This is a genomic window from Brevibacillus sp. 7WMA2 (assembly GCF_010748895.1).
Taxonomy (GTDB): Bacteria; Bacillota; Bacilli; order Brevibacillales; family Brevibacillaceae; genus Brevibacillus_B; species Brevibacillus_B halotolerans.
The window spans coordinates 3369859-3392500 of the sequence record NZ_CP048799.1 but is presented as its reverse complement, the minus strand read 5'-3'; the positions used below and the strand labels follow the sequence as shown (position 1 = coordinate 3392500).

General features: G+C 42.3%; 21 protein-coding genes, 6 tRNA genes and 1 rRNA gene (1 of these 28 cut by a window edge). 21 read left to right on the top strand and 7 right to left on the bottom strand.

Going from position 1 to position 22642, the window contains the following annotated elements; genetic code table 11:
* From GOP56_RS14200 to GOP56_RS14140, 13 genes are all read left to right on the top strand, one after another.
* A 23S ribosomal RNA gene (locus GOP56_RS14200) occupies positions 1-2109 on the top strand; it begins 821 nt to the left of the window's first position.
* A 56-nt stretch (positions 2110-2165) separates the two neighbouring features.
* Positions 2166-2242: transfer RNA gene (locus tag GOP56_RS14195), tRNA-Asp, on the top strand.
* Between the two features lie 22 nt (positions 2243-2264).
* Positions 2265-2340, top strand: a tRNA-Phe gene (locus tag GOP56_RS14190).
* 9 nt (positions 2341-2349) lie between these two features.
* Positions 2350-2425 (top strand) — tRNA-Lys (locus tag GOP56_RS14185).
* 7 nt (positions 2426-2432) lie between these two features.
* Positions 2433-2515, top strand: a tRNA-Leu gene (locus GOP56_RS14180).
* 7 nt (positions 2516-2522) lie between these two features.
* Positions 2523-2598: transfer RNA gene (locus tag GOP56_RS14175), tRNA-Gly, on the top strand.
* A 255-nt stretch (positions 2599-2853) separates the two neighbouring features.
* Positions 2854-4587, top strand: a complete 1734-nt coding sequence (locus GOP56_RS14170) for a HEAT repeat domain-containing protein (protein WP_163245901.1) — start codon at positions 2854-2856, stop codon at positions 4585-4587.
* A 121-nt stretch (positions 4588-4708) separates the two neighbouring features.
* Positions 4709-5668: a thioredoxin-disulfide reductase gene (gene trxB, locus GOP56_RS14165; RefSeq protein WP_163245900.1), complete on the top strand. Its 960-nt coding sequence runs from the start codon at positions 4709-4711 to the stop codon at positions 5666-5668.
* 193 nt (positions 5669-5861) lie between these two features.
* A complete protein-coding gene (gene rapZ, locus GOP56_RS14160; RefSeq protein WP_003334371.1) occupies positions 5862-6776 on the top strand; it encodes an RNase adapter RapZ in 915 nt (304 codons plus the stop codon).
* A 93-nt stretch (positions 6777-6869) separates the two neighbouring features.
* On the top strand, positions 6870-7862 hold the full coding sequence (gene yvcK / locus GOP56_RS14155) for a gluconeogenesis factor YvcK family protein (RefSeq protein ID WP_035318498.1): 993 nt from the start codon (positions 6870-6872) through the stop codon (positions 7860-7862).
* A 6-nt stretch (positions 7863-7868) separates the two neighbouring features.
* Positions 7869-8816 carry a DNA-binding protein WhiA gene (gene whiA / locus GOP56_RS14150; RefSeq protein WP_003334373.1) on the top strand — a complete coding sequence of 316 codons (948 nt, stop codon included), beginning with the start codon at positions 7869-7871 and terminating at the stop codon, positions 8814-8816.
* 50 nt (positions 8817-8866) lie between these two features.
* Positions 8867-9124 carry an HPr family phosphocarrier protein gene (locus GOP56_RS14145; protein ID WP_003334375.1) on the top strand — a complete coding sequence of 86 codons (258 nt, stop codon included), beginning with the start codon at positions 8867-8869 and terminating at the stop codon, positions 9122-9124.
* A gap of 102 nt (positions 9125-9226) precedes the next feature.
* Positions 9227-9427, top strand: coding sequence for a hypothetical protein (locus GOP56_RS14140; protein WP_003334376.1), 201 nt, complete (start codon positions 9227-9229; stop codon positions 9425-9427).
* Positions 9428-9509: 82 nt separating this feature from the next.
* Here the strand turns inward: GOP56_RS14140 and clpP are convergent, their stop codons facing one another.
* The 5 genes from clpP to GOP56_RS14115 form a co-directional block, all read right to left on the bottom strand.
* Positions 9510-10091 (bottom strand): ATP-dependent Clp endopeptidase proteolytic subunit ClpP, encoded by a 582-nt coding sequence (clpP, locus tag GOP56_RS14135; protein WP_003341195.1) that lies wholly within the window; start codon positions 10089-10091, stop codon positions 9510-9512.
* A gap of 130 nt (positions 10092-10221) precedes the next feature.
* The gene (locus tag GOP56_RS14130; RefSeq protein WP_068792489.1) at positions 10222-11349 is read right to left on the bottom strand and encodes a DUF8173 domain-containing protein; all 1128 of its coding nucleotides are present in this window, start codon (positions 11347-11349) and stop codon (positions 10222-10224) included.
* Positions 11349-11903, bottom strand: coding sequence for an anti-sigma factor family protein (locus tag GOP56_RS14125; RefSeq protein WP_163245899.1), 555 nt, complete (start codon positions 11901-11903; stop codon positions 11349-11351). The genes GOP56_RS14130 and GOP56_RS14125 overlap by 1 nt, the downstream gene beginning before the upstream one ends.
* On the bottom strand, positions 11887-12504 hold the full coding sequence (locus tag GOP56_RS14120; RefSeq protein WP_003334380.1) for an RNA polymerase sigma factor: 618 nt from the start codon (positions 12502-12504) through the stop codon (positions 11887-11889). Before GOP56_RS14120 ends, GOP56_RS14125 begins: the two co-directional genes overlap by 17 nt.
* Before the next feature lie 52 nt (positions 12505-12556).
* Positions 12557-12817, bottom strand: coding sequence for a hypothetical protein (locus tag GOP56_RS14115; protein ID WP_003341189.1), 261 nt, complete (start codon positions 12815-12817; stop codon positions 12557-12559).
* Positions 12818-13069: 252 nt separating this feature from the next.
* Here GOP56_RS14115 and ytzI point away from each other — a divergent pair, with 252 nt between their 5' ends.
* The gene (gene ytzI, locus GOP56_RS24405; protein ID WP_241494848.1) at positions 13070-13177 is read left to right on the top strand and encodes a YtzI protein; all 108 of its coding nucleotides are present in this window, start codon (positions 13070-13072) and stop codon (positions 13175-13177) included.
* Between the two features lie 92 nt (positions 13178-13269).
* On the opposite strand, the gene GOP56_RS14105 is transcribed toward ytzI, so the two are convergent.
* Both GOP56_RS14105 and GOP56_RS14100 read right to left on the bottom strand, forming a co-directional pair.
* Positions 13270-13785: a stalk domain-containing protein gene (locus GOP56_RS14105; protein ID WP_003341187.1), complete on the bottom strand. Its 516-nt coding sequence runs from the start codon at positions 13783-13785 to the stop codon at positions 13270-13272.
* A 589-nt stretch (positions 13786-14374) separates the two neighbouring features.
* Positions 14375-14449: transfer RNA gene (locus GOP56_RS14100), tRNA-Arg, on the bottom strand.
* 263 nt (positions 14450-14712) lie between these two features.
* Between GOP56_RS14100 and rpoN the strand changes: the two genes are divergently transcribed.
* From rpoN to gpmI, 7 genes are all read left to right on the top strand, one after another.
* Positions 14713-16098: an RNA polymerase factor sigma-54 gene (gene rpoN / locus GOP56_RS14095; RefSeq protein ID WP_003334388.1), complete on the top strand. Its 1386-nt coding sequence runs from the start codon at positions 14713-14715 to the stop codon at positions 16096-16098.
* Positions 16099-16148: 50 nt separating this feature from the next.
* A complete protein-coding gene (locus tag GOP56_RS14090; protein WP_003341180.1) occupies positions 16149-16448 on the top strand; it encodes a glutaredoxin family protein in 300 nt (99 codons plus the stop codon).
* A gap of 154 nt (positions 16449-16602) precedes the next feature.
* Positions 16603-17646 carry a sugar-binding transcriptional regulator gene (locus tag GOP56_RS14085; RefSeq protein ID WP_068792509.1) on the top strand — a complete coding sequence of 348 codons (1044 nt, stop codon included), beginning with the start codon at positions 16603-16605 and terminating at the stop codon, positions 17644-17646.
* Positions 17647-17974: 328 nt separating this feature from the next.
* Positions 17975-18979 carry a type I glyceraldehyde-3-phosphate dehydrogenase gene (gap, locus tag GOP56_RS14080; protein WP_003341177.1) on the top strand — a complete coding sequence of 335 codons (1005 nt, stop codon included), beginning with the start codon at positions 17975-17977 and terminating at the stop codon, positions 18977-18979.
* Positions 18980-19095: 116 nt separating this feature from the next.
* Positions 19096-20277, top strand: coding sequence for a phosphoglycerate kinase (gene pgk / locus GOP56_RS14075; protein WP_096887119.1), 1182 nt, complete (start codon positions 19096-19098; stop codon positions 20275-20277).
* 36 nt (positions 20278-20313) lie between these two features.
* On the top strand, positions 20314-21069 hold the full coding sequence (gene tpiA / locus GOP56_RS14070; protein WP_003334394.1) for a triose-phosphate isomerase: 756 nt from the start codon (positions 20314-20316) through the stop codon (positions 21067-21069).
* A 13-nt stretch (positions 21070-21082) separates the two neighbouring features.
* Positions 21083-22621, top strand: coding sequence for a 2,3-bisphosphoglycerate-independent phosphoglycerate mutase (gpmI, locus tag GOP56_RS14065; RefSeq protein ID WP_101669248.1), 1539 nt, complete (start codon positions 21083-21085; stop codon positions 22619-22621).
* Positions 22622-22642: the final 21 nt, after the last annotated feature.

The following is a 22642-nucleotide window of genomic DNA, read 5'->3' as shown; positions in this document are numbered from 1 at the left end:
CGGTGAAATTCCAATCGAACTCGGAGATAGCTGGTTCTCCCCGAAATAGCTTTAGGGCTAGCCTCGGAATAAAGAGTCTTGGAGGTAGAGCACTGATTGGACTAGGGGCCCTCATCGGGTTACCGAATTCAGTCAAACTCCGAATGCCAAGTACTTATGTCCGGGAGTCAGACGGTGAGTGCTAAGATCCATCGTCAAAAGGGAAACAGCCCAGACCATCAGCTAAGGCCCCCAAGTGTATGTTAAGTGGGAAACGATGTGGAGTTGCCCAGACAACCAGGATGTTGGCTTAGAAGCAGCCACCATTTAAAGAGTGCGTAATAGCTCACTGGTCGAGTGACTCTGCGCGGAAAATGTAACGGGGCTAAACATACCGCCGAAGCTATGGCAGTCCTTATGGACTGGGTAGGGGAGCGTTCCAAGCAGCAGTGAAGCCGTATCGTGAGGAGCGGTGGAGCGCTTGGAAGTGAGAATGCCGGTGTAAGTAGCGAAAAGACAAGTGAGAATCTTGTCCACCGAAAGCCTAAGGTTTCCTGGGGAAGGCTCGTCCTCCCAGGGTTAGTCGGGACCTAAGCTGAGGCCGAAAGGCGTAGGCGATGGACAACTGGTTGATATTCCAGTACCACCTCTGTTCCGCTTGAGCAATGGCGTGACGCAGGAGGATAGGGTGAGCGGCCTATTGGATGGCCGTCTAAGCAGTAAGTGTGGTGTGTAGGCAAATCCGCATACCAATAAGCACAAGCTGTGATGGCGAGGGAAATATAAGTACCGAAGTCCCTGATTTCACACTGCCAAGAAAAGCGTCTAGCGAGGAACAAGGTGCCCGTACCGCAAACCGACACAGGTAGGCGAGGAGAGAATCCTAAGGTGCGCGGGATAACTCTTGCTAAGGAACTCGGCAAAATGGCCCCGTAACTTCGGGAGAAGGGGCGCCTCGGTAGGGTTTATAGCCCGAGGAGGCCGCAGTGAAAAGGCCCAAGCGACTGTTTAGCAAAAACACAGGTCTCTGCGAAGCCGCAAGGCGAAGTATAGGGGCTGACGCCTGCCCGGTGCTGGAAGGTTAAGGGGATGAGTTAGCGCAAGCGAAGCTTTGAACCGAAGCCCCAGTAAACGGCGGCCGTAACTATAACGGTCCTAAGGTAGCGAAATTCCTTGTCGGGTAAGTTCCGACCCGCACGAAAGGCGTAACGACTTGGGCGCTGTCTCGGCAAGAGACCCGGTGAAATCATAATACCTGTGAAGATGCAGGTTACCCGCGACAAGACGGAAAGACCCCATGGAGCTTTACTGTAGCCTGGTATTGAAACTTTGTGCATCATGTACAGAATAGGTGGGAAGCTGTGAAGCGAGGGCGCCAGCCTTCGTGGAGCTGTCGTTGGGATACCACCCTTGATGTACGGAGTTTCTAACTTGCCGCCCTTATCGGGTGGAAGGACCATGCCAGGTGGGCAGTTTGACTGGGGCGGTCGCCTCCTAAAGAGTAACGGAGGCGCCCAAAGGTTCCCTCAGAATGGTCGGAAATCATTCGTAGAGTGTAAAGGCACAAGGGAGCTTGACTGCGAGACCTACAAGTCGAGCAGGGACGAAAGTCGGGCTTAGTGATCCGGTGGTTCCGCATGGAAGGGCCATCGCTCAACGGATAAAAGCTACCCTGGGGATAACAGGCTTATCTCCCCCAAGAGTCCACATCGACGGGGAGGTTTGGCACCTCGATGTCGGCTCATCGCATCCTGGGGCTGAAGTAGGTCCCAAGGGTTGGGCTGTTCGCCCATTAAAGCGGTACGCGAGCTGGGTTCAGAACGTCGTGAGACAGTTCGGTCCCTATCTGTCGCGGGCGTAGGAAGTTTGAGGAGAGCTGTCCTTAGTACGAGAGGACCGGGATGGACGCACCTCTGGTGCACCAGTTGTCACGCCAGTGGCACAGCTGGGTAGCTATGTGCGGACGGGATAAGCGCTGAAAGCATCTAAGCGTGAAGCCCCCTTCAAGATGAGACTTCCCATAGCGCAAGCTAGTAAGACCCCTTATAGACGATGAGGTTGATAGGTTCGGTGTGGAAGTGCAGTAATGCATGGAGCTGACGAATACTAATCGGTCGAGGACTTATCCACATTGCCTTTATGCTGACTTTCATTATCTAGTTTTCAGAGAACAAATTTATAAACATGGAGCTGTGGTGAAGTTGGAGTTCACGCCGGTCTGTCACACCGGAGGTCGCGGGTTCGAGTCCCGTCAGCTCCGCCATGTTTTTACTAAAACTTGATATGGCTCGGTAGCTCAGTCGGTAGAGCAGAGGACTGAAAATCCTCGTGTCGGCGGTTCGATTCCGTCCCGAGCCACCATTTTAATGGGAGCCATTAGCTCAGTTGGTAGAGCATCTGACTTTTAATCAGAGGGTCGAAGGTTCGAGTCCTTCATGGCTCACCATTGCCACGCGGGTGTGGCGGAATTGGCAGACGCACCAGATTTAGGTTCTGGCGGGCGACCGTGGGGGTTCAAGTCCCTCCACCCGCACCATTTATTCGCGGACGTAGCTCAATTGGTAGAGCGTCGCCTTGCCAAGGCGAAGGTCGCGGGTTCGAGACCCGTCGTCCGCTCCATTTTTATAATTGAACCGTATGACACCACTTGCTATGCAGGTGGTGTTTGTTGATGTATACAAGGCTATTTGCGCTGATAGCAGGCTCTGCAATCGTTGGGTTTTTTAGATATCAAACATAGAGATTGATAGAATAAAACATTCTAATAAAATGATGCTTTAAGTGTTTTCCAGGTTGAGACACGGGCTACGATTTGATACGATATGTTGAGATTATGAATAGCTACTCTGAGCTCCTGGATAACAAGGAGGAATTATGAACAAAAATGAGCAAGAGAGACGTGGCGTAATTACTAGCTTTCAGCAGGACGCCAATTTTTTTGCCAACTGGGGAATGCGTTCTCTTCAACGAAATAATTTCGCTAAGGCCTTACAATGCTTTGAACGAGCGTTAGAAATTGAACCCGCAAATGCAGTACATTATTGCAATAAAGCTAGTGTGCTAGCAGAAATGGGTAAATTTGAAGATTCAAACGACATCCTATATTCCATTATAGAAAAAATTGATTCGTCCCTGGTTGATGTCTATTTTTTCCTAGCAAATAATTACGCGAATATGGATGATTTTGAAATGGCGGCTGATATGGCTGTTAAGTATCTAACTTGTGAAGCTGATGGAATTTATGCGGAGGAAGCTCAAGAGTTACTCCATTATATTTACTTTGAACTTGATTTACCGCCGCGCAATCCACTTGAACCACAAGAAGACGAGACAGTAGTCATACAGCATGAAAAGGCTCGTAAAAAGCTAGAAGAAGGGAAATTTATGCAGGCTGTTGATTGTTTAAACAGCTTAGTTAAAGAGTATCCTGATTTTATGCCCGCATGGAATAACTTAGCTCTAGCTTATTATTATATTGGTGATTTTAATAAGGCTATGGATACAATTGAACTAGCTTTGGAAAAAGATCCGGGTAATCTGCATGCCATTTGCAATATGGCGGTATTGCTTTCCCATCACAATAAATGGGCTGAACTAGTTCCCATTATCACTCGTCTGAAAAAAATCCAGCCTTTTCATTACGACCATATGTACAAACTGGCCACAACAATGGGGGTTTTAGGTCAGCATGATGATGCCTGTAGGCTCTATCAAAAAATTTTGAGACAGCCTGTACTACATGACGTGTCTACCTACCACTATGCGGCTACCTCGGCATATTTATCAGAACGCTACCATCTGGCAATGAAATGGTGGAAAAAAGTGCAACAGATGGATCCTGACGCAGGCATTGCCCAATACTATCTAGAGAAAGCAAAAAGCGCCTTGCATGGAATGCCTAAGGAAAATATTCCTTATCACTATCATCATCCGCAAAGAGAAATAGAAATGAACCAAGCTCCTATTACCGCACAGGATTTTAAATATAATCCAATGGTAAGGGCTTCTATGCTATGGGCTTTGCAACATGGCAAAGAAGAATCCAAAGAGACGGTTATCCGCACTTTAGCTATGATCGGTGATTCCGAAGCAATTTCCACATTAGAGTATTATATAGACATCACAAATAATGAAGAACTAAAAGAAATAGCGCTAGCAGCTCTTGAAGAGCTACAAACAAGAATGGAACCTGAAAATAGTGGGGGACCTACACTGAAGGAGGTCACGTCTGCTTCTAATGAATGGTCAGAAGAAAATATCACCACACTACATCAAAGAGACCAATCTGAAGAATCGTCTTTAGATTTGAGTACATCGACAGATAAACAATCCATTACGGATGAAGTGGAGTTTATTATTACTGAGCAAATGTCCTCGCCAGCCAATCATGAGAAGCGTGAGTGGATGATTCGCCAGTGGAAGTATTACATTAGTCAAAAAGAACAAATTCAAGTTCGTAAGCTGGAAGCATGGGCGGCTGCGTTAGACTATTTATATGAAAGATCGAAAGGTACTCATAAAATTTCGCAAAATAGCATTGCTGAACAATACGGTGTTTCGAAGTCAACTTTGACAAAATGTTTACGGGCTTTGTCTTATATTGATTAAAAAGAATTCTTATTTTATAATAAGTATAATCTGTTATCTTATAACGTTACCATGTACTAAGAAATTGGTTATATATTGATGATAGAAAAGAGGCTAATTCCCACCAAGGAGGAGTTACTTTATGAGCGATCAAAAAATCTACGACGTAATTATTGCAGGGGCGGGACCAGCCGGAATGACGGCAGCTGTCTATACATCTCGAGCGAATATGTCTACTTTAATGCTGGAGCGCGGTATTCCAGGTGGACAAATGGCAAATACGGAGGATATCGAGAACTTTCCAGGGTTCACTAGCATTTTAGGACCTGATTTGTCTAATAAAATGTTTGAGCATGCGCAGAAGTTCGGAGCAGAATATCAATATGGTGACATCAAAGAAATCCGTGATGGTAATCCATACAAAACCGTGGTAGTAGGAGATAAGGAATACAAAGCTAAATCTATTATCGTGGCTACAGGAGCAGAGCATCGTCTACTGGGTGCACCGGGTGAAAAGGAATTGTCCGGTCGAGGAGTTTCTTATTGTGCTGTTTGTGATGGAGCATTTTTCCGAAACAAGGAGCTTGTTGTAGTGGGTGGAGGAGACTCGGCTGTTGAGGAGGCTATCTTCCTAACTCGTTTTGCAACAAAAGTAACAATCGTACATCGTCGCGATGAATTCCGTGCTCAAAAAATTATCCAGAAGCGAGCTTTCGAAAATGATAAAATCCATGTTATCTGGGACACTGTTGTGAAAGAAATTCGCGGTGATAATGTAGTAACAGGTGTTTTATTGGAAAACGTGAAAACCGGTGAGCAAACCGAGTACCCAACAAATGGCGTATTTATTTATGTAGGAATGGACCCATTGACTGAAGCTGTTAAGAGTTTGGGTGTCACGAATGAGAGTGGCTACATTCCAACTGATGAATTAATGCGTACAAAGGTAGAAGGAGTCTTTGCTGCTGGTGACGTACGTGATAAATTGCTGCGTCAAGTTGTAACGGCTACTGGAGATGGTTCCATTGCCGCACAAAACGCTCAAATCTACGTAGAAGAGCTAGAAGAGCGACTAAAAGAACAAGATGTTACAATATCGTAAAACGCTTGTAACACTCCTGAAATATTAGGCGGGTACAATAAAGACAGTTACTTTAATGAATGTGAATTGCCCCCTTTTTCTATATAACCTTGATTTGCGTGGTCTGCGGATAGACCACGTCTTTTTTTTGGGCGGAAATATTTGGAACTTTTTGCAAGAATAATAAGGAAACTCTTACTGGGAGCTGTGTCATATGGTATCCTTAGAGGAGGATGGAGGCGAGAAAATGGGTGAAGATAGTAAACAGAAAGCGGTAAACTTACTCATTATTACAGGCATGTCAGGAGCGGGGAAAACCACAGCTGTGCAAAGTCTAGAGGATCTAGGTTTTTTCTGTGTAGATAATTTGCCACCAATCCTTATTCCTAAATTTGCGGAGCTTATTATCCAATCGGGACGCGGGATCGAACGGGTTGCTCTTGTAATTGATTTACGTGGCCGTGAATTCTTTGACAGTCTTTTTGATGCTATTGATGGATTATCAGAAAGAGAAGGAATTCACTTTCAAATTCTATTCCTGGATGCGAACGATCAGAATTTAGTTCGTCGCTATAAGGAAACGAGAAGACGGCATCCTCTTTCCCCGACAGGTACGCCTTTAGAGGGGATTATGGCAGAGCGAAGACTGCTTCAGGATTTAAAAGGAAGAGCCAATCAGATCATTGATACAAGTCAAATGAAGCCTATGCAGCTTCGTGATAAAATCATAAACCAGTATTCTCAGCAAAGCTCTGAATGGACCCTTAATGTTCAGTCATTTGGTTTTAAATATGGAATTCCAATTGATGCAGATTTAGTTTTTGATGTACGTTTTTTACCAAATCCGCATTATGTAGATGATTTACGTCCAAAAACAGGCTGTGATAGCGAGGTAGCTAATTACGTCATGAAGTGGACTGATACGCAAGAATTCCTAACTCGGTTGATTGATTTCTTGAATTTTACCATCCCTCATTATCAACGCGAAGGCAAAAGTCAGCTTGTAGTTGGTATCGGATGCACGGGTGGAAAGCATCGGTCTGTGGCTATTGCAGAGCACATTGGAGAAACGTTCCGTAAAGATTATCAGGTTCGTGTTACACATCGTGACATCGAAAAGAATAAATAACATAAGATGATAAAATAAAGAATAAGTGGGATTTTAGCACCAAAGAACTCTCAACAAAGGGAATCGAGGTGACCTATGGCATTAGGGAGAGGCATGAACATGCAACAAAGAGAGGAAATGTTGAAAGTTGTTGTAGTAGGGGGAGGGACAGGTTTGTCTGTCCTGTTACGCGGTTTGAAGGAAGAGGCCGTTCATATCACGGCTGTTGTTACAGTTGCTGATGATGGAGGTAGCTCAGGACGTCTTCGTGAAGAGATGGATATGCTACCTCCGGGAGATATTCGTAACGTATTAACAGCACTTGCTGACGCAGAACCACTAATGAAGCAGCTCATGCAATATCGATTCAACACGGGTACAGGCTTGGCAGGCCATAATTTAGGAAATCTGTTGCTTGCCGCGATGAATGATATCACGGGTGACTTTGTCACGGCCGTGAAGGCACTCAGCAGGGTTTTAGCGGTACGCGGGGATGTGTTGCCATCGTCTACACAATCTATCCTGTTAAAAGCCGAATTAGAAGACGGAACCATCGTCTCAGGAGAGTCGCAAATCCCGTTGTCTGGAAAGAAAATCAAGCGTGTTTTTTTGGACCCAGTAGATGCTCGCCCTTTGATCGAAGCCTTAGATGCTATCAAAGAGGCAGATGCAATCATTTTGGGCCCAGGAAGCTTATATACAAGTATCCTGCCTAATTTATTAGTTAACGGTGTTTTTGAGACAATATTGGAATCAACGGCACCAAAAGTATATATTTGTAATGTAATGACTCAACCGGGTGAAACCGATAATTTTACAGCTTATGATCATGTTAAAGCATTATATGATCATGTTGGGGTTGAATTTTTAGATACGATTGTAGTAAACACTGAACAGGTACCTGAGGATTATTTGGCTAAATACGCGGAAAAGGGCGCGTATCCAGTCTTATGTGATATGGATAAGCTGAAGGAGCTAGGCGTGACGATTGTAGCTGAACCTATGATTACCTATGGGGAATTATACTTGCGACATGATGCGAAACGAGTAAGTCAGGAGATCGTGGCTATCCTTCGCCAGATTATATCGCAACAAGAAAGGAAGTGATGTGACATGTCATTCGCCGCACACACGAAAAAAGAGTTAACAATGATTGAAGCTTCGACTTGCTGTAATCGAGCAGAACTTGCTGCACTGATTCGCATGAATGGAACCATTCAATTAGGAACAGGAAAATTTATATTGGATATCTCTACAGAGAATGCGGCGATTGCACGAAGAATTTATACGTTGGTTAAGCAAATTTTTCAGATTCATGCCGAATTATTAGTACGTAAAAAAATGCGTCTGAAAAAAAACAACGTGTATATTGTGCGAATACCACTTCGGGCTTATGAGATCCTAGAAGATTTACGGATTATGGATAAGAATTTAACGTTTTATCCTGGCATTTCACCTGATCTCGTGGCGAATGAATGTTGCGTGCGCGCATTTCTTCGAGGTGCATTCCTTGCAGGAGGTTCTGTAAACCATCCAGAGGCTTCTAGCTACCATTTAGAAATTTTTTCGGCGTACCAGGATTTTTGTGAAGCGTTGACTGTTTTAGCGAATCGCTATGAATTGAATGCCAAATGTATTGAACGCAAAAAAGGTTTTGTTATGTACATAAAGGAAGGCGAAAAAATAACCGACTTTTTAAGTGTAATTGGTGCACATCAGGCCTTGCTGTATTTTGAAGACGTGCGTATTGTGAAGGACATGCGGAATTCAGTTAATCGTTTGCATAACTGTGAGATTGCCAATATCAACAAGACGGTAAATGCCGCTACGAAACAAATGGAGAATATTCAACTGATCGAAAAAGAAATCGGTCTTGAGAATTTACCTATTCGCTTACGAGAGGTAGCAGAGCTTCGCTTACAAAACCCTGACATTAATTTGAAGGAATTAGGCGAGATGATTCCGAGTGGAGTCGTGAGTAAGTCTGGAATTAACCATCGCTTGCGTAAAATAAATGAGATTGCAGATAACCTGCGAGAAAAACTGAGTCTTTCTACGTAGGGACATGTTATAATACAAATAAAGGAAAATTCCAAGCGGGGAGGTCCAAGATGGTACAGCAACGGGTTATGGTTAAACTTAAAACAGGGTTACAAGCCCGCCCAGCGGCATTCTTTGTTCAAGAAGCAAATCGATACCGTTCTGAAATTTACGTAGAAAAAGACAATAAAAAGGTGAATGCCAAAAGCATTATGGGAATTATGAGTTTGGCGATCAGCTCGGGAACAGAGATTACCATCTTGGCTAGTGGGGATGATGCCCAAATGGCGGTCGATACACTGGCTGGTCTCATTAATAAAGACGAATAAAATGTAAACGCTAAACCAGCAGATATTGCTGGTTTTTGCTTGTATGTCCTGCTGCTTATGGTGAAATCCTAATTAGGAATATCTGAGCCAGGAGGGAAGCGTATGTCCAATAAAGCTAAGGGATTGCCAGATTGCTGTCTAGAAGGTAGAGATAAGAACTTTATGGATATAGATCGTATGGTCAATGAAGGGCTGGGAGGCGGTACGGTGGCTGCATATAACGGCTTGATTGAAGAGACTACCGTTGATTCCATGGATGGAGAGTATACAACAAATAAAGAATTACGCGGCAACGAACTGTAATTTCTTTATTCCCTATTGATAAATGGTAACGAATATGTAAAAGAGGGCAACCTAGGGTCGCCCTCTTTATGTGTATCTTACCTTATTTTCTAGTGATAACCTCGTCGATCAAGCCGTATTCCTTTGCAGCTTGAGCGGACAGGAAGTTGTCGCGATCTGTATCTTTAGCAATCCGTTCGTATGGTTGACCCGTACGTTCAGCATAGATGCCGTTTAGATGTTCACGCATTTTAATGATACGTTTTGCGGCAATTTCAATGTCACTCGCTTGACCTTGAGCGCCACCTAGAGGTTGGTGAATCATGATTTCGCTATTAGGCAAAGCATAACGCTTTCCTTTTGCTCCGGCACACAGCAGGAACGATCCCATAGATGCAGCTAATCCAACACAGATCGTTGATACATCTGGTTTAATATATTGCATCGTGTCATAGATAGCCATACCGGCTGTAATTGATCCACCAGGGCTGTTTATGTAGATGCTGATGTCTTTGTCAGGATCTTCTGCCTGTAGGAATAAGAGCTGAGCTACAACACTATTAGCTACCTGATCATTAATAGGTGTTCCCAAAAAGATAATACGATCTTTTAATAAACGGGAATAGATATCGTAAGCGCGTTCTCCACGATTTGTTTGTTCAATTACAGTTGGAATTAGATTCATATTCATTCACGTTCCTCCTCCCTTTTCTTACAATAATCATACACAATTGGTCAATAAAGGTCAAACAAAATCAGAACTCTACTCCATTATTTAACCCAAAAAATGTATATTTTAAACCTTGTCTAAAAAATTACAGAGCGGTTCTTTTGTTACTGGCACGCACACAGCTTGTAATCGCGCCGAAGAAATATATATTGACCAACATTCCGAGTAAAAATCCTAATAAAGGGATTTGGATGATAAGTACTAATAGGAATACACCAATAAATTCAGCAAATAAAGGTGAGATTTTCCACTGAAAAAAGCTTATTAACCTTTGTCCCAACCAAGTGCCAACATACACTTTCCCTAAAATAAGGAGCAGGGTGTATGCGATTGCAATAATGAAACCTACAGGAATACCAACAACAGTAAGTAACATCACAATACTAAGCAATGGAGCCATGATAAAAATAAGCAAGCCGACCCCAAATTGTTTAAAAGGATGGCGAGTGTGCAAGTGTTGGCTCACATTGTATAGAGAACCAGCAAAGAAATAACGGATAAGTAGCCAAAAAATCAATGTACTTAAGCATGAAGAGACAGACATCATTAACATAAAGGAGCCGTAGGAAGGTCTAGGTTCAATAATAGTATGCTTGTGCTGTCCCTTGATATTGGCTCCAGCATCAATTTGAGCAGGCTCAAATGATGTATAAATTAGATCACCTTGAATTGTAGCTGTAGGCTTAAGATGAAGAGATTCTACTTGGAATAGGGATGTACCTTCCCCTAATAAACCTGAAATCGTGGCTTGAGTGTAGAACCCATTTGTCTCTTTCCCAACACGTCCTTCTATGTTCATTTCATTGACAAAACCTAAAATACTGCCGTTCACGTTCCCAGATTGATTGACACGAAGCTCATCAGCACCTGCCGATATGTTCTTCTGGACAGTACCTGAGACAGTGAGTGCTTGAGAATAGGAGCGTATGTTACCGCCTACTGTCCCTGATACGTTTGTAAGATAAGCAAATGAGATTACATCTCCTGTGACAGTCCCTTTTATATCGATCGTTTCTGCAAAAGCATATAAGTCCCCATCTATTGTTCCATCAATCACTACTTTACTGGCGTTTGTTATAACATCCCCGTGATGTACCTCATTAGACTTTACTTGATATAGCTCTCCATTATGGAGATTGATAGCATAAGCAGAACTAGCCAAGATAAAACAAAAAACAAGCAAGAAAGAGAGGAAGAATATTCTCTTACTCATTATCTAGTTCTCCAGTTATTCGCGTTCATTTTGCTGGACAGGCGAATAGAATATAATAGGATGGCTAGAACAAACAAAATAGAAGAGATAAAGCCAATGAGGTAAAAATTCTTAAACATCAGTAAAATCATTGTTGCTTTTTCTTTTAACCAGAACATAGAGCTCCAGATCGATTGCCACTGAAATAAAGAATTAATTGCACTATTCCAGTCATTTAGCCAGTTGATTCCAGCTAAGAGCATGACAAGAAAGAAACCAAGGGATGCTCCAAAAACAAAGCGTAGACGATGAACAAATAGGTGGTGACGGTTTTGATTAAAGGTTGCAATTAGATTGATTTGATCGCAAACGTTTTTTTCCAAGTGGATAGGTGGAAGCGTTGGTGTTGTTAAATGAATGGCTTTTACAAGCTCTGCCTGCTCTTCAAGAAAAGTAGCGTATAGTTTTTGACACTCGGAGCAGCTTTGCAAATGGCTGGCCACTTGTTGATGTTCCTCTTGGATTAATTCACCGTCTGCATACATCATGAAAGTAAACTCATCCGGATGTTGCATTGTATACACTCCTTTCTATTGATTTATGGCTCAGCAACTCTTTTAAAAATTTCCGGGAACGGAATAGACGGGTACCAACCGTATTTTTGCTCATTCCTACAATGGCGCCAATTTCTTCATAGCTTAGCTCATCCACAAAACGAAGAGTAACAATTAATCGATCTACTTCCTCCAAGTGATATAACAGTTCTTGAATATGGGAGTAAAATTCCTTTTTCATAAATAAGGTTTCCGGTGTTTCAACGGATTTTTGTTGTTTATTTACTTGATGATACAATTGGTCGTCCTTCATGGTAATTTCCTTCTTTTTTCTAAGGAAATCGATGCAGGTATTTGAGGATAAGCGGTATAGCCAAGAATGGAAAGGATAGGATTGATCAAATTTATTTAGGTTTTGGGCTACTTTTAGCCAAATATCATTGCATACGTCCTGGGAATCATGATAGGAATAGACCATTTTGAGGACGATGCGCTGCACGCGCTGATCAAAAAGCTCAACAAGTAGAGGAAAAGAATCAGCATCCCCTTTTAAAAATTTCAGGATATATTCTAGGGCTTTTCGATTTAGCGCATAAAGATCTTCGCGTGATTGCTCTTCCACATTCGGTCCTCCTTTCTAGTACTAGTACGTAAGTTTCATCTTAAAAATTTCGTTACTCTAAATCCTTTTCTTCATTCGACTTATGGGGGTCTTCTTCCTTCAAATCTTTTCCAGTATCTTCTGTTAGGTCAATCATGACCCTCATTTTTGCCTTCATTTTTTTTCCTTTAATAATGGTGTAGTCTGTAATGTCTCGATGTTCTAAGCGACTAATTGCCTCCGCTAATTCCTCTGAAGTTAAATAGGGCTGGATTGTTAGAAGGCATTCATCTTCATTTGATTCCTGATAAATGAGAAATAATTGTTCTTCCATATTGATAGGCCTCCCTAGTATTTATCCACAAAGTTATCAACAGGTTGTGCACAAAACATTTGTTCGTGGAATTGTTTTATGGTTATTATGTAACAACAGCACTAGATCATACGGAGGCAGACGGGTTATTATACGTAAATAATTATGCATTGTGCAGAGGAAGCTTTACTCCCTTGGTTTGTTTTTGAATGTTCTGTACAATGTAAGGGGGACTGTACACCAAACAAACGGGGGTGATGGAAATTGAGTTCCATGATTATTGCTGTTGTTGTCATTGTCGGTATCATAGTTGGATGTTCGATTTGGGCCATAAATAAAGGATATTCTTACAAAAACAAAATAGACGATATAGATGAGTAAAAGAAAAAACACACCGCATGCAGGTGTGTTTTCCTTTTATAAGACGAGAAATTTTGTTAGATAGAAAAGATCACATAATAATTGCTATTACGTTAAAACAAAGACTTAATATCACCGGTATTAGGGTTTACGATATACCAGCCGTAGGTGTTAATATAACGATCTCCGCTCTGGAAGTTATTTACCACCTCTTGATAAATCTGGATAACATAATTTCCGCGTTCATCATCGTGATCGTAGGCAATCGTGAAATTCTCCGGTACCTCTTTCCCATATTTCTGGCGTACCAATTCTACAGCTTGATACTTAGAATAGGTTTTGCTTGTCGGGAGTTTACCGATGTAGACAGAGAGCGATTTCCCATCGTATACGATCGGTTTGCCAAGGTTTTCTGCTGCAAAACGAACAGGGACATATGCTGTATTTTTGTAAAGAAATCCTTGTGTTTGAACAGGTGGTGATTTAGGTACACCATCGAAGTAAAAAGTAATAGGCTTTTCCATATCTGGTTTGACAGCCATTTCTGAAGCGGCATAGGCGATAGAGGAGGATAATAGAGCCCCGATTCCAATGCCAATTGCTAACGATTTTACATTTAACTTACCCATACGTAAATAAGCCCCACTTATCTTTATTTTTGTTAATCACAGTATGACAAATGATGACAAAATCTGCAAAAGTCGTGGGTAATAGGAAATTGTATCTAACGATCATAAATAATAGGTAGAAATTTAGTATTTCGCCCTGTAAAACCTCGTATCATGTGAGATATTTCATTTCATCATAGGATTACTGGAGTGTCATCTCATTCTCAAGCACTACAGAGGCCAAAGAAAGCTGATAAAGAAAGCAAAACTGAGTAGAAAGAACCACTTGCTTAGTAGTAATTAGTTACAAGATGATTGCGCTTTCAGAAATACCTAGTCATCTAAAGGCATTTGTTGCTTGGACAAGGTTAGTGTTTATCGCAGAAGCATTACTACATAAAGAAACATCCATGACATTGTTAACCACCCTACACAAAATAGTACCTTCCGCATAAATATCACCAACTTTTAGAATAATCTGATAATATTATAGCAAAGGAATTATGTAATGGATATCATTTTTGAAGAATCAGCTAAAATTAGATGCAGCTTCATTTTTACACACATAAAAACCTCCGTAATAAACGGAGGCTTCGAGGTTTACCTAATATGGTACGCCCGATAGGAATCGAACCTACGCACGCGGTTCCGGAGACCGCTGCTCTATCCACTGAGCTACGGGCGCATATGTTTCAGACAACAAAGTTTATTATATACGAAAATGGAGCATAGGACAACTTTTTTACTGTATGATTAAAAAGAGCAACAAAGAAGAGTCTTTGCCGAGCCAATCTTGATATACTGTATGATAAGTGTGCCAATACAAGATACGTCTTGGCAGGAAAATTGCATGAACGCTATAATAGAGGAAGAGAGTAAGGAAGGGTGGAAAGAAGTTGTTGGAGCTATCGACAGCTTGATGGTTTCTGACGGGAGGAGGAATGCAATATGAATATGGGCTTAGGTTTGTATCAAGAACAGACGTTAAAGTTAGTGATGACGCCTGAATTGCGTCAAGCTATTACGATATTGCAGTTTTCGGCCATTGATCTGATGAATTATTTGCAGGAACAAGCGATCGAAAATCCAGTGATTGATCTTCAGGAAATTGCGGTTGCCCAAGAACCGTTGCCTGTAGATAAACGGGAAAAGAGCTTGGATTTTGATTGGAAGGAATTATTGAATAATCCGGGGCATAATGATTTTTCAGTCAACAGAGATGAAAGCGCCTACAATCCTCTAGATTATGTGAGTGATACACGAACCACCTTATTTTCTCATTTAGAAGAACAACTCGGTTATGTAAAAAGATTGACGCCAGTACAACGTCAGATTGCCCAATATATTATAGGAAATCTCGATGAGCGAGGTTATCTAGAAGTGCCTGTCACTGACATTAAGGAGCGGTTAGGAGTTGATTTGGAGGAGGTAGAGGATGTTCTTCGAGTGATTCAGCATTTAGACCCGGCTGGTGTAGCTGCGCGTTCGCTAGAAGAATGCTTGCTGTTACAACTAGAGCATGAGGGACAGGATGACGAACATATCGTAGAAGTCATTAAGCATCATCTAGTTGATCTGGCAAATAATCGTTTTGGAAAAATTGCTGAACAGCTTCATATAAGCGTAGGGGATGTACAACGGATTGCTGATTTGGTTCGTACGCTGAATCCGAGACCTGGAGTGGCTTATAGCAGCGCAGATATACGCTACATTGTGCCTGATGTTACAGTTGAAAAGGTAATGGGAGAGTATATTGTCATTGTCAACGATTCTTCGTTACCGCGATTGTCTATCAATCCCTTTTATGAACGAATGCTAAAAGAGAAAACCGAGAAGGATGAGGCTCGGCAATTTGTTCATGAAAAACTAAATGCAGCGGTGTGGCTTGCAAAAAGTCTAGAGCAAAGAAGAATGACCCTGTTGCGTGTAACACAGGCGATTGTTGACTTGCAGAATGACTTTTTTGAGAAAGGGATTCATTATTTAAAACCGATGACGCAAAAAGATATTGCAGAGCGAGTTCAATTGCATGAATCTACAATCAGTCGAGCTACCAGTAATAAATATGTACAAACTCCCCGCGGTGTTTTCGAATTAAAGTACTTCTTTACTTCGGCCCTGTCCACAGCAAGTGGAGAAGCGGCATCTTCAGAAAGCGTGAAGAAACGAATTAAAGCTTTCATTGACAAAGAAGATCGGAATAAACCATATTCGGATCAAAAGCTAGCGGAATTGCTGGAGAAAGAAGGGATTGAAATCTCCCGGCGTACCGTGGCTAAGTATCGAGAGGAAATGCTGATCTCATCGTCTGCTAAACGAAAACGCTTTTTGTAATGATAAAAAGAATGTAAAATAAGAGAAGATAAAGGAGCCAACCCGTTACCATGGCTAGCGAAGAAAGCAAAGGATTACAATCAGATCGTATTGAAATGATTTTATATGGTAGGCCCGGCTGTCACTTGTGTGATGATGTTGAGGAACATATCAGACGATTAGCTGAGGAATTTCCGATCACGTATAAAGTTGTCGACATTACTTTAGATATGCGATTAGAGGAAAAGTACATGTTTACGATTCCTGTAGTTGAGATTAACGGGCTAGAAGCTTTTGTATCTGTAGACTCGGTTGTTACCGAGGAGGAATTACGCCTATATTTGCAAGAAAAAATGGGTAAATGTGAATAAATTAAGATTTCTCTTTTGGCTTCTTGTCAGCTAGCAGAGTGTATGCTACATTAAGAGTAAGCATTCTGCTTATTTTTTTGAAAGCTGCGGGACATAATTTGTATGATGTGGGACGTTTGGAGTCCCGTTGAGACTGGAAAAGGATGAGTGTGGAATGCGTACTTTATTAAATATCCAAAACAAGCTTGTTCCCGACCTCGTACAAGTATTGCGTAAACGATACGATCTTATGCAGTCGATTCGTCATTTGCAGCCTGTCGGTCGCAGGGCGTTAGCACAGAATTTACAAACGACTGAGCGCATCCTCAGGTCAGAAGTAGAGCTCCTCAAAGATATGGGCTTAATTCACGTCAGCCCGATTGGTATGAGCTGTACGGAAGAGGGAATCCAGCTTTTAAAAGAGATGGATTCTATGGCAGATGAACTGTTCGGCTTTAACGACCTTGCTCTACAATTACAACACATCTTACATATTCCTAAAGTAATTGTGGTTGCTGGTGACGTGGACGTATCGGAATGGGGTAAAAAGGAATTGGGACGAGTAGGAGCCCGGATATTAAAACGAGTAGTTCAAGAAGGTGACGTGGTTGCTGTTACAGGTGGGTCCACGATTGTATCGGTAGCTGAGCATGTTACTCCTTCCTCGCATTTTCGTGATGTACAATTTGTGCCAGCGCGTGGTGGACTTGGGGAAAAGGTAGAAATGCAGGCTAATACGATTGCTTCTTCTCTTGCTGCAAAGTCAGGTGGAACCTATCATCTATTGCATGTGCCTGATCGTTTAAGCCCTGATGTAGTTCAATCCTTATTGGGAGAAGCACAGATTGCCGAGGTTATGCAACTGCTTCACAAAACTAGGGTGGTTATACATGGAATTGGTGATGGAATGGCCATGGCTATGCGACGTAAGTACACAGAAGAAGAGCTTGAAGTACTACGAGAGCTTGGGGCTGTTGGTGAAGCATTTGGATATTACTTTAATGCGGCAGGAGAAACTATCTATAAAATGCCGACTATTGGCTTGTCCCTAGAAGACGTGAAGCGAGCTGATGTAGTTTTATCCTTAGGTGGAGGCAGTAGCAAAGCAAAAGCAATCATGGCTTTTGCCAAACAAGCATGCCAAACTGTTTTAATTACCGATGAAGGTGCGGCTCGAGCCATTTTGGAAGAGCATCGTCAGTCCTCTGCTACAATCTAAAATAACAGTTGCAGCCTTGGTATGTTTTGTAATTGTGTGTGGATACACTAATCATTGGAATTTGATTTTGTATCAGCTCTAGTGAAGCCTGCCTTGCAAACAAATAGTGTGGAGAGTTATAAACAGATCACACGTTTGACAAGTAAAGGACTAGGGTAAAAAGATTTGTAGACATGGAATTGGTTGGATAAAGTTTGACATACTAAAAACAAAGGCTTTTTATTCGTAACATGGTTTTGTAATCGTCTGGTCATAGTAAGCTATGAACTGGTTCGATATAGATTCTCTAAAAAATTATTCTAAGAGTGGAACTTAGGAGGTTATCTACATGGTAAAAGTAGGAATTAACGGTTTTGGACGAATTGGACGTAACGTATTCCGTGCAGCTCTAAACAACCCAGCAGTTGAAATTGTTGCAGTAAATGACTTGACAGATGCAGTAACATTAGCGCATCTTTTGAAATATGACACTGTACATGGCAAATTGAATGCTACTGTTGAAGTAAAAGGAAACAGCCTAATTGTTAATGGCAAAGAAGTAAAAGTTCTAGCTGAGCGCGAACCTGCTAAATTGCCATGGGGCGAGCTAGGTGTTGAAATCGTAGTTGAATCTACTGGTCGTTTCACAAAACGTGAAGATGCTGCGAAACACCTTGAGGGTGGAGCTAAGAAAGTAGTTATCTCCGCACCTGCTACAAACGAAGATATCACAATCGTTATGGGTGTTAACCACGAACAATATGATCCAGCAGCTCACACTGTAATCTCTAACGCTTCTTGCACAACAAACTGCTTGGCACCATTTGCAAAAGTATTGAACGACAAATTCGGAATCGTAAAAGGTCTGATGACTACTGTTCACTCTTACACAAATGACCAACAAATTCTTGACCTGCCACACAAAGACCTTCGTCGTGCTCGTGCAGCGGCTGAGAACATTATCCCAACTTCTACTGGTGCAGCGAAAGCCGTATCTTTGGTATTGCCTGAGTTGAAAGGTAAACTAAACGGTTTTGCAATGCGTGTACCAACTCCAAACGTGTCTGTAGTTGACCTAGTTGTTGAAACAAAAACTTCTACAACAGTTGAAGAAGTAAACGCAGCTCTTAAAGAAGCTTCCGAAGGCGCATTGAAAGGTATCATGGGATACTCTGAAGAGCCACTAGTTTCTTGCGACTATAATGGTAACCCTGATTCTTCTTCCATTGATGCTCTATCTACAATGGTAATGGAAGGCAACATGGTTAAAGTAGTTTCTTGGTATGATAACGAGTCTGGTTACTCCAACCGTGTAGTAGATCTTTGCAAATACATTGCTGAAAAAGGTCTGTAAGCCATACAAACTTTCATGTAATGTGAAAAGGGAGAGCTTCTCTCCCTTTTCCACTATGTATAAGCTAGATTAAGCAAGTATTTAGTCAGGTAACAAGTCTGAGGGGGGTACCTTCCGTGAACAAAAAGTCCATTCGCGATATAGAATTAGCAGGTAAACGTGTGTTTTGTCGAGTAGATTTTAACGTCCCAATGCAAGATGGCGTAATTACAGACGACACGCGTATTCGTGCTGCTGTTCCAACTATTCAATATTTAATCGATAACCATGCTAAAGTCATTTTGGCTAGCCATTTCGGCCGTCCAAAAGGTGAAGTAGTGGAAGAAATGCGTCTTACTGCGGTAGGCGAACATCTAGCTTCTCTTCTTGGCAAACCCGTAAAAAAACTGAACGATTCAATTGGCGCAGAGGTTGAGTCTGCTGTTCAAGCGATGAAGGAAGGCGACGTAATCCTTCTTGAAAATGTTCGTTTCCATAAAGGGGAAGAAAAGAACGATCCTGAGCTAGCAAAAAGCTTTGCAAGCCTTGCTGACCTGTTTGTAAACGATGCATTTGGTACAGCTCATCGTGCACATGCAACGACTGCGGGTATCGCTCAGCACATTCCAGCAGTAGCTGGCTTGTTGATGGAAAAAGAGATTCAATTCATGGGTGGTGCTTTGTCCAAGCCTGAGCGTCCTTTCACAGCAATTGTGGGTGGAGCGAAAGTAAAAGACAAAATCGGCGTAATTGAAAATCTGTTGGGCAAAGTAGACACTTTGATCATCGGTGGCGGTATGGCTAACACTTTCATCAAAGCACAAGGTTACAATGTTGGAGCTTCCCTTTGTGAAGAAGATAAGCTGGATCTTGCTCGCACGTTGATGGAGCAAGCAAAAGTGCGCAATGTGAATCTGCTTATGCCAGTGGACGTAGTGGTTGCTGATAAATTTGCAGCAGATGCCAATACGCAAGTGGTAAGCATTGACGCGATTCCAGAAGGGTGGATGGCCCTCGATATCGGACCAAAGACCGTGGCTAACTACCGTGATGCAATTGTTCCTTCTAAAACAGTAGTCTGGAACGGACCTATGGGTGTATTCGAAATGGATGCTTTTGCAAGTGGTACGATTGCTGTTGCTAACGCAATGGAAGAATGCCAGGGCACAACAATCATCGGTGGTGGTGATTCTGTAGCGGCTGTAGAAAAAGCAGGTGTAGCAGATAAAATGACCCACATTTCTACTGGTGGTGGAGCTTCCCTTGAGTTCATGGAAGGTAAAGAGCTACCAGGCGTAACCGCATTGCAAGACAAGTAAAATGCTATCTTTTGTAAAAGGTGAGGAGTGGAAGTAATGAGAACACCAATTATTGCTGGGAACTGGAAGATGTTCAAAACAATCGCGGAAGCAACTACGTTTGCCTCTCAATTACCAAAAGAGGATCAAGCTCCTCAAATTGAAAAAGTAATCTGCGCACCTTTCACAAACTTGCCAGCATTGGCTGAGCAATTCAAAGGTACTCCTTATAAATTAGGTGCTCAAAACGTACATTTTGAAGAAACAGGCGCATTTACCGGTGAAATCAGCCCGCTAATGTTAAAAGAGCTAGGTGTTGAATACGTGATTATCGGACATTCCGAGCGTCGCCAATACTTCAACGAAACAGACGAAACGGTGAACAAAAAAGCAAAAGCAATCCTTGCTCATGGTATGAAGCCAATTGTTTGCGTAGGGGAGTCCCTAGAAGAGTACGAGGCTAATACCACTGAAAACGTGGTTCGTACGCAAACAGAAGCTGCTCTTAGCGGTCTAACTGCTGAGCAAGTAAAAGAAACTGTAATTGCTTATGAGCCAATTTGGGCAATCGGTACAGGTAAATCTTCTACGGCTGAAAATGCTAATAAAACGATCGCTTTCATCCGCAGTGTAATTGCTGGTGCATTTGATGCTAACACAGCAGCTCAAGTACGCATTCAATACGGTGGTAGCGTGAAACCTGAAAATGTGGCAAGCTATATGGGTGAGTCCGACATTGATGGAGCACTAGTTGGCGGAGCGAGCCTAACTGTTGAAGGCTACATGGGCTTAGTCAACGGAGTACAACAGTAGGAGGGGAAGCTATATGGCTAACAGACCAAAACCAGTTGCGTTAATTATTATGGACGGGTTTGGTCTTCGCACTAATGATTACGGTAATGCTGTTAATCAAGCGAAAAAACCAAACTACGAGCGATTGATGAATGATTACCCGAATGCTACCTTGCTAGCTTCTGGTCTTGAAGTAGGTCTTCCAGAAGGACAAATGGGTAACTCCGAGGTAGGTCACTTGAATCTTGGTGCAGGACGCATCATTTATCAGGATCTTACTCGCATCACCAAGTCCATTAAAGAAGGCGCATTTTTTGAAAACGAAACATTGATCGCTGCTTTTAAGCATGCGAAAGAGAATAACAAAAAGGTTCACTTCTTTGGCTTATTGTCTGATGGCGGTGTTCATAGCCACATCAACCATCTACTTGCTCTGCTTGAGCTTGCAAAAAAGGAAAACGCAGAGGATGTATTTGTCCACGGATTCCTAGATGGTCGCGATGTAGCTCCTGATAGTGCCGTTACCTACATTGAAGAAGTACAACGTAAGATGAATGAGCTTGGCGTTGGTAAAATCGCGACTGTCCAAGGCCGTTATTACGCTATGGACCGTGATAAACGCTGGGAACGCGTTGAAAAGGCATACCGTGCTATGGTATATGGCGATGCCCCTCATTACTCTGATGCAATCAAGGCAGTAAAGGAATCCTATGAGAAATCTGTCATGGATGAATTCGTTATGCCTGCTGTAATGGTTGATGAGAATGACCAGCCGATTGGGAAAGTAGAAGACGGTGATTCAGTTATCTTCTTCAATTTCCGTCCTGACCGTGCTATCCAAACCTCCCAAGCGTTCACGAATGAGGATTTCCGTGGATTTGACCGTGGAGAGAATTATCCGAAAGACCTACACTTTGTATGCTTAACGAAATTCTCTGAGTCAGTCGATGGATATGTAGCCTACAAACCAACAAACCTAGATAACACGCTAGGTGAAGTGTTAGCTCAAAATAATCTGAAGCAATTGCGCATTGCGGAAACAGAAAAATATCCGCATGTAACGTTCTTTTTCAGTGGCGGTCGTGAGCAGGAGTTCCCAGGTGAGACGCGTATTTTGATTCCTTCTCCAAAGGTAGCTACCTATGACCTACAACCAGAAATGAGCGCTTATGAATTAACTGATGCAGTAGTGAAGGAAATTGAAGAAGAAAACTTCGATACAATCATTCTTAACTTTGCAAACTGCGATATGGTTGGCCATTCAGGTATGATGGAGCCTACCATTAAAGCTGTTGAAACTGTTGATGCTTGCGTAGGTCGCGTAGCTGACGCTATTATTGCTAAGGGCGGAGTAGCTATCATCACAGCCGATCACGGAAACGCTGATTGGATGCTTACAGAAGAAGGCAGACCAATCACTTCTCATAGCACAAACCCTGTTCCAGTTATTGTGACCAAAAAAGGTATCGACCTGAGAGCAGATGGTATTCTAGCTGATTTGTCTCCTACTATGTTGGAGCTATTAGGTGTAGAACAACCAGCCGAAATGACAGGAAAATCCATTATTAAATAAGAATAAGAGAATAAGGAGATG

What these genes read in the sequence shown, in the direction of transcription:
- GOP56_RS14170 (WP_163245901.1), top strand. Translation starts at nt 2,854, where the DNA reads ATGAACAAAAATGAGCAAGAGAGACGTGGCGTAATTACTAGCTTTCAG.
- trxB (WP_163245900.1), top strand. Translation starts at nt 4,709, where the DNA reads ATGAGCGATCAAAAAATCTACGACGTAATTATTGCAGGGGCGGGACCA.
- rapZ (WP_003334371.1), top strand. Translation starts at nt 5,862, where the DNA reads ATGGTATCCTTAGAGGAGGATGGAGGCGAGAAAATGGGTGAAGATAGT.
- yvcK (WP_035318498.1), top strand. Translation starts at nt 6,870, where the DNA reads ATGAACATGCAACAAAGAGAGGAAATGTTGAAAGTTGTTGTAGTAGGG.
- whiA (WP_003334373.1), top strand. Translation starts at nt 7,869, where the DNA reads ATGTCATTCGCCGCACACACGAAAAAAGAGTTAACAATGATTGAAGCT.
- GOP56_RS14145 (WP_003334375.1), top strand. Translation starts at nt 8,867, where the DNA reads ATGGTACAGCAACGGGTTATGGTTAAACTTAAAACAGGGTTACAAGCC.
- GOP56_RS14140 (WP_003334376.1), top strand. Translation starts at nt 9,227, where the DNA reads ATGTCCAATAAAGCTAAGGGATTGCCAGATTGCTGTCTAGAAGGTAGA.
- clpP (WP_003341195.1), bottom strand. Translation starts at nt 10,091, where the DNA reads ATGAATCTAATTCCAACTGTAATTGAACAAACAAATCGTGGAGAACGC.
- GOP56_RS14130 (WP_068792489.1), bottom strand. Translation starts at nt 11,349, where the DNA reads ATGAGTAAGAGAATATTCTTCCTCTCTTTCTTGCTTGTTTTTTGTTTT.
- GOP56_RS14125 (WP_163245899.1), bottom strand. Translation starts at nt 11,903, where the DNA reads ATGCAACATCCGGATGAGTTTACTTTCATGATGTATGCAGACGGTGAA.
- GOP56_RS14115 (WP_003341189.1), bottom strand. Translation starts at nt 12,817, where the DNA reads ATGGAAGAACAATTATTTCTCATTTATCAGGAATCAAATGAAGATGAA.
- ytzI (WP_241494848.1), top strand. Translation starts at nt 13,070, where the DNA reads ATGATTATTGCTGTTGTTGTCATTGTCGGTATCATAGTTGGATGTTCG.
- GOP56_RS14105 (WP_003341187.1), bottom strand. Translation starts at nt 13,785, where the DNA reads ATGGGTAAGTTAAATGTAAAATCGTTAGCAATTGGCATTGGAATCGGG.
- rpoN (WP_003334388.1), top strand. Translation starts at nt 14,713, where the DNA reads ATGAATATGGGCTTAGGTTTGTATCAAGAACAGACGTTAAAGTTAGTG.
- GOP56_RS14090 (WP_003341180.1), top strand. Translation starts at nt 16,149, where the DNA reads ATGGCTAGCGAAGAAAGCAAAGGATTACAATCAGATCGTATTGAAATG.
- GOP56_RS14085 (WP_068792509.1), top strand. Translation starts at nt 16,603, where the DNA reads ATGCGTACTTTATTAAATATCCAAAACAAGCTTGTTCCCGACCTCGTA.
- gap (WP_003341177.1), top strand. Translation starts at nt 17,975, where the DNA reads ATGGTAAAAGTAGGAATTAACGGTTTTGGACGAATTGGACGTAACGTA.
- tpiA (WP_003334394.1), top strand. Translation starts at nt 20,314, where the DNA reads ATGAGAACACCAATTATTGCTGGGAACTGGAAGATGTTCAAAACAATC.
- gpmI (WP_101669248.1), top strand. Translation starts at nt 21,083, where the DNA reads ATGGCTAACAGACCAAAACCAGTTGCGTTAATTATTATGGACGGGTTT.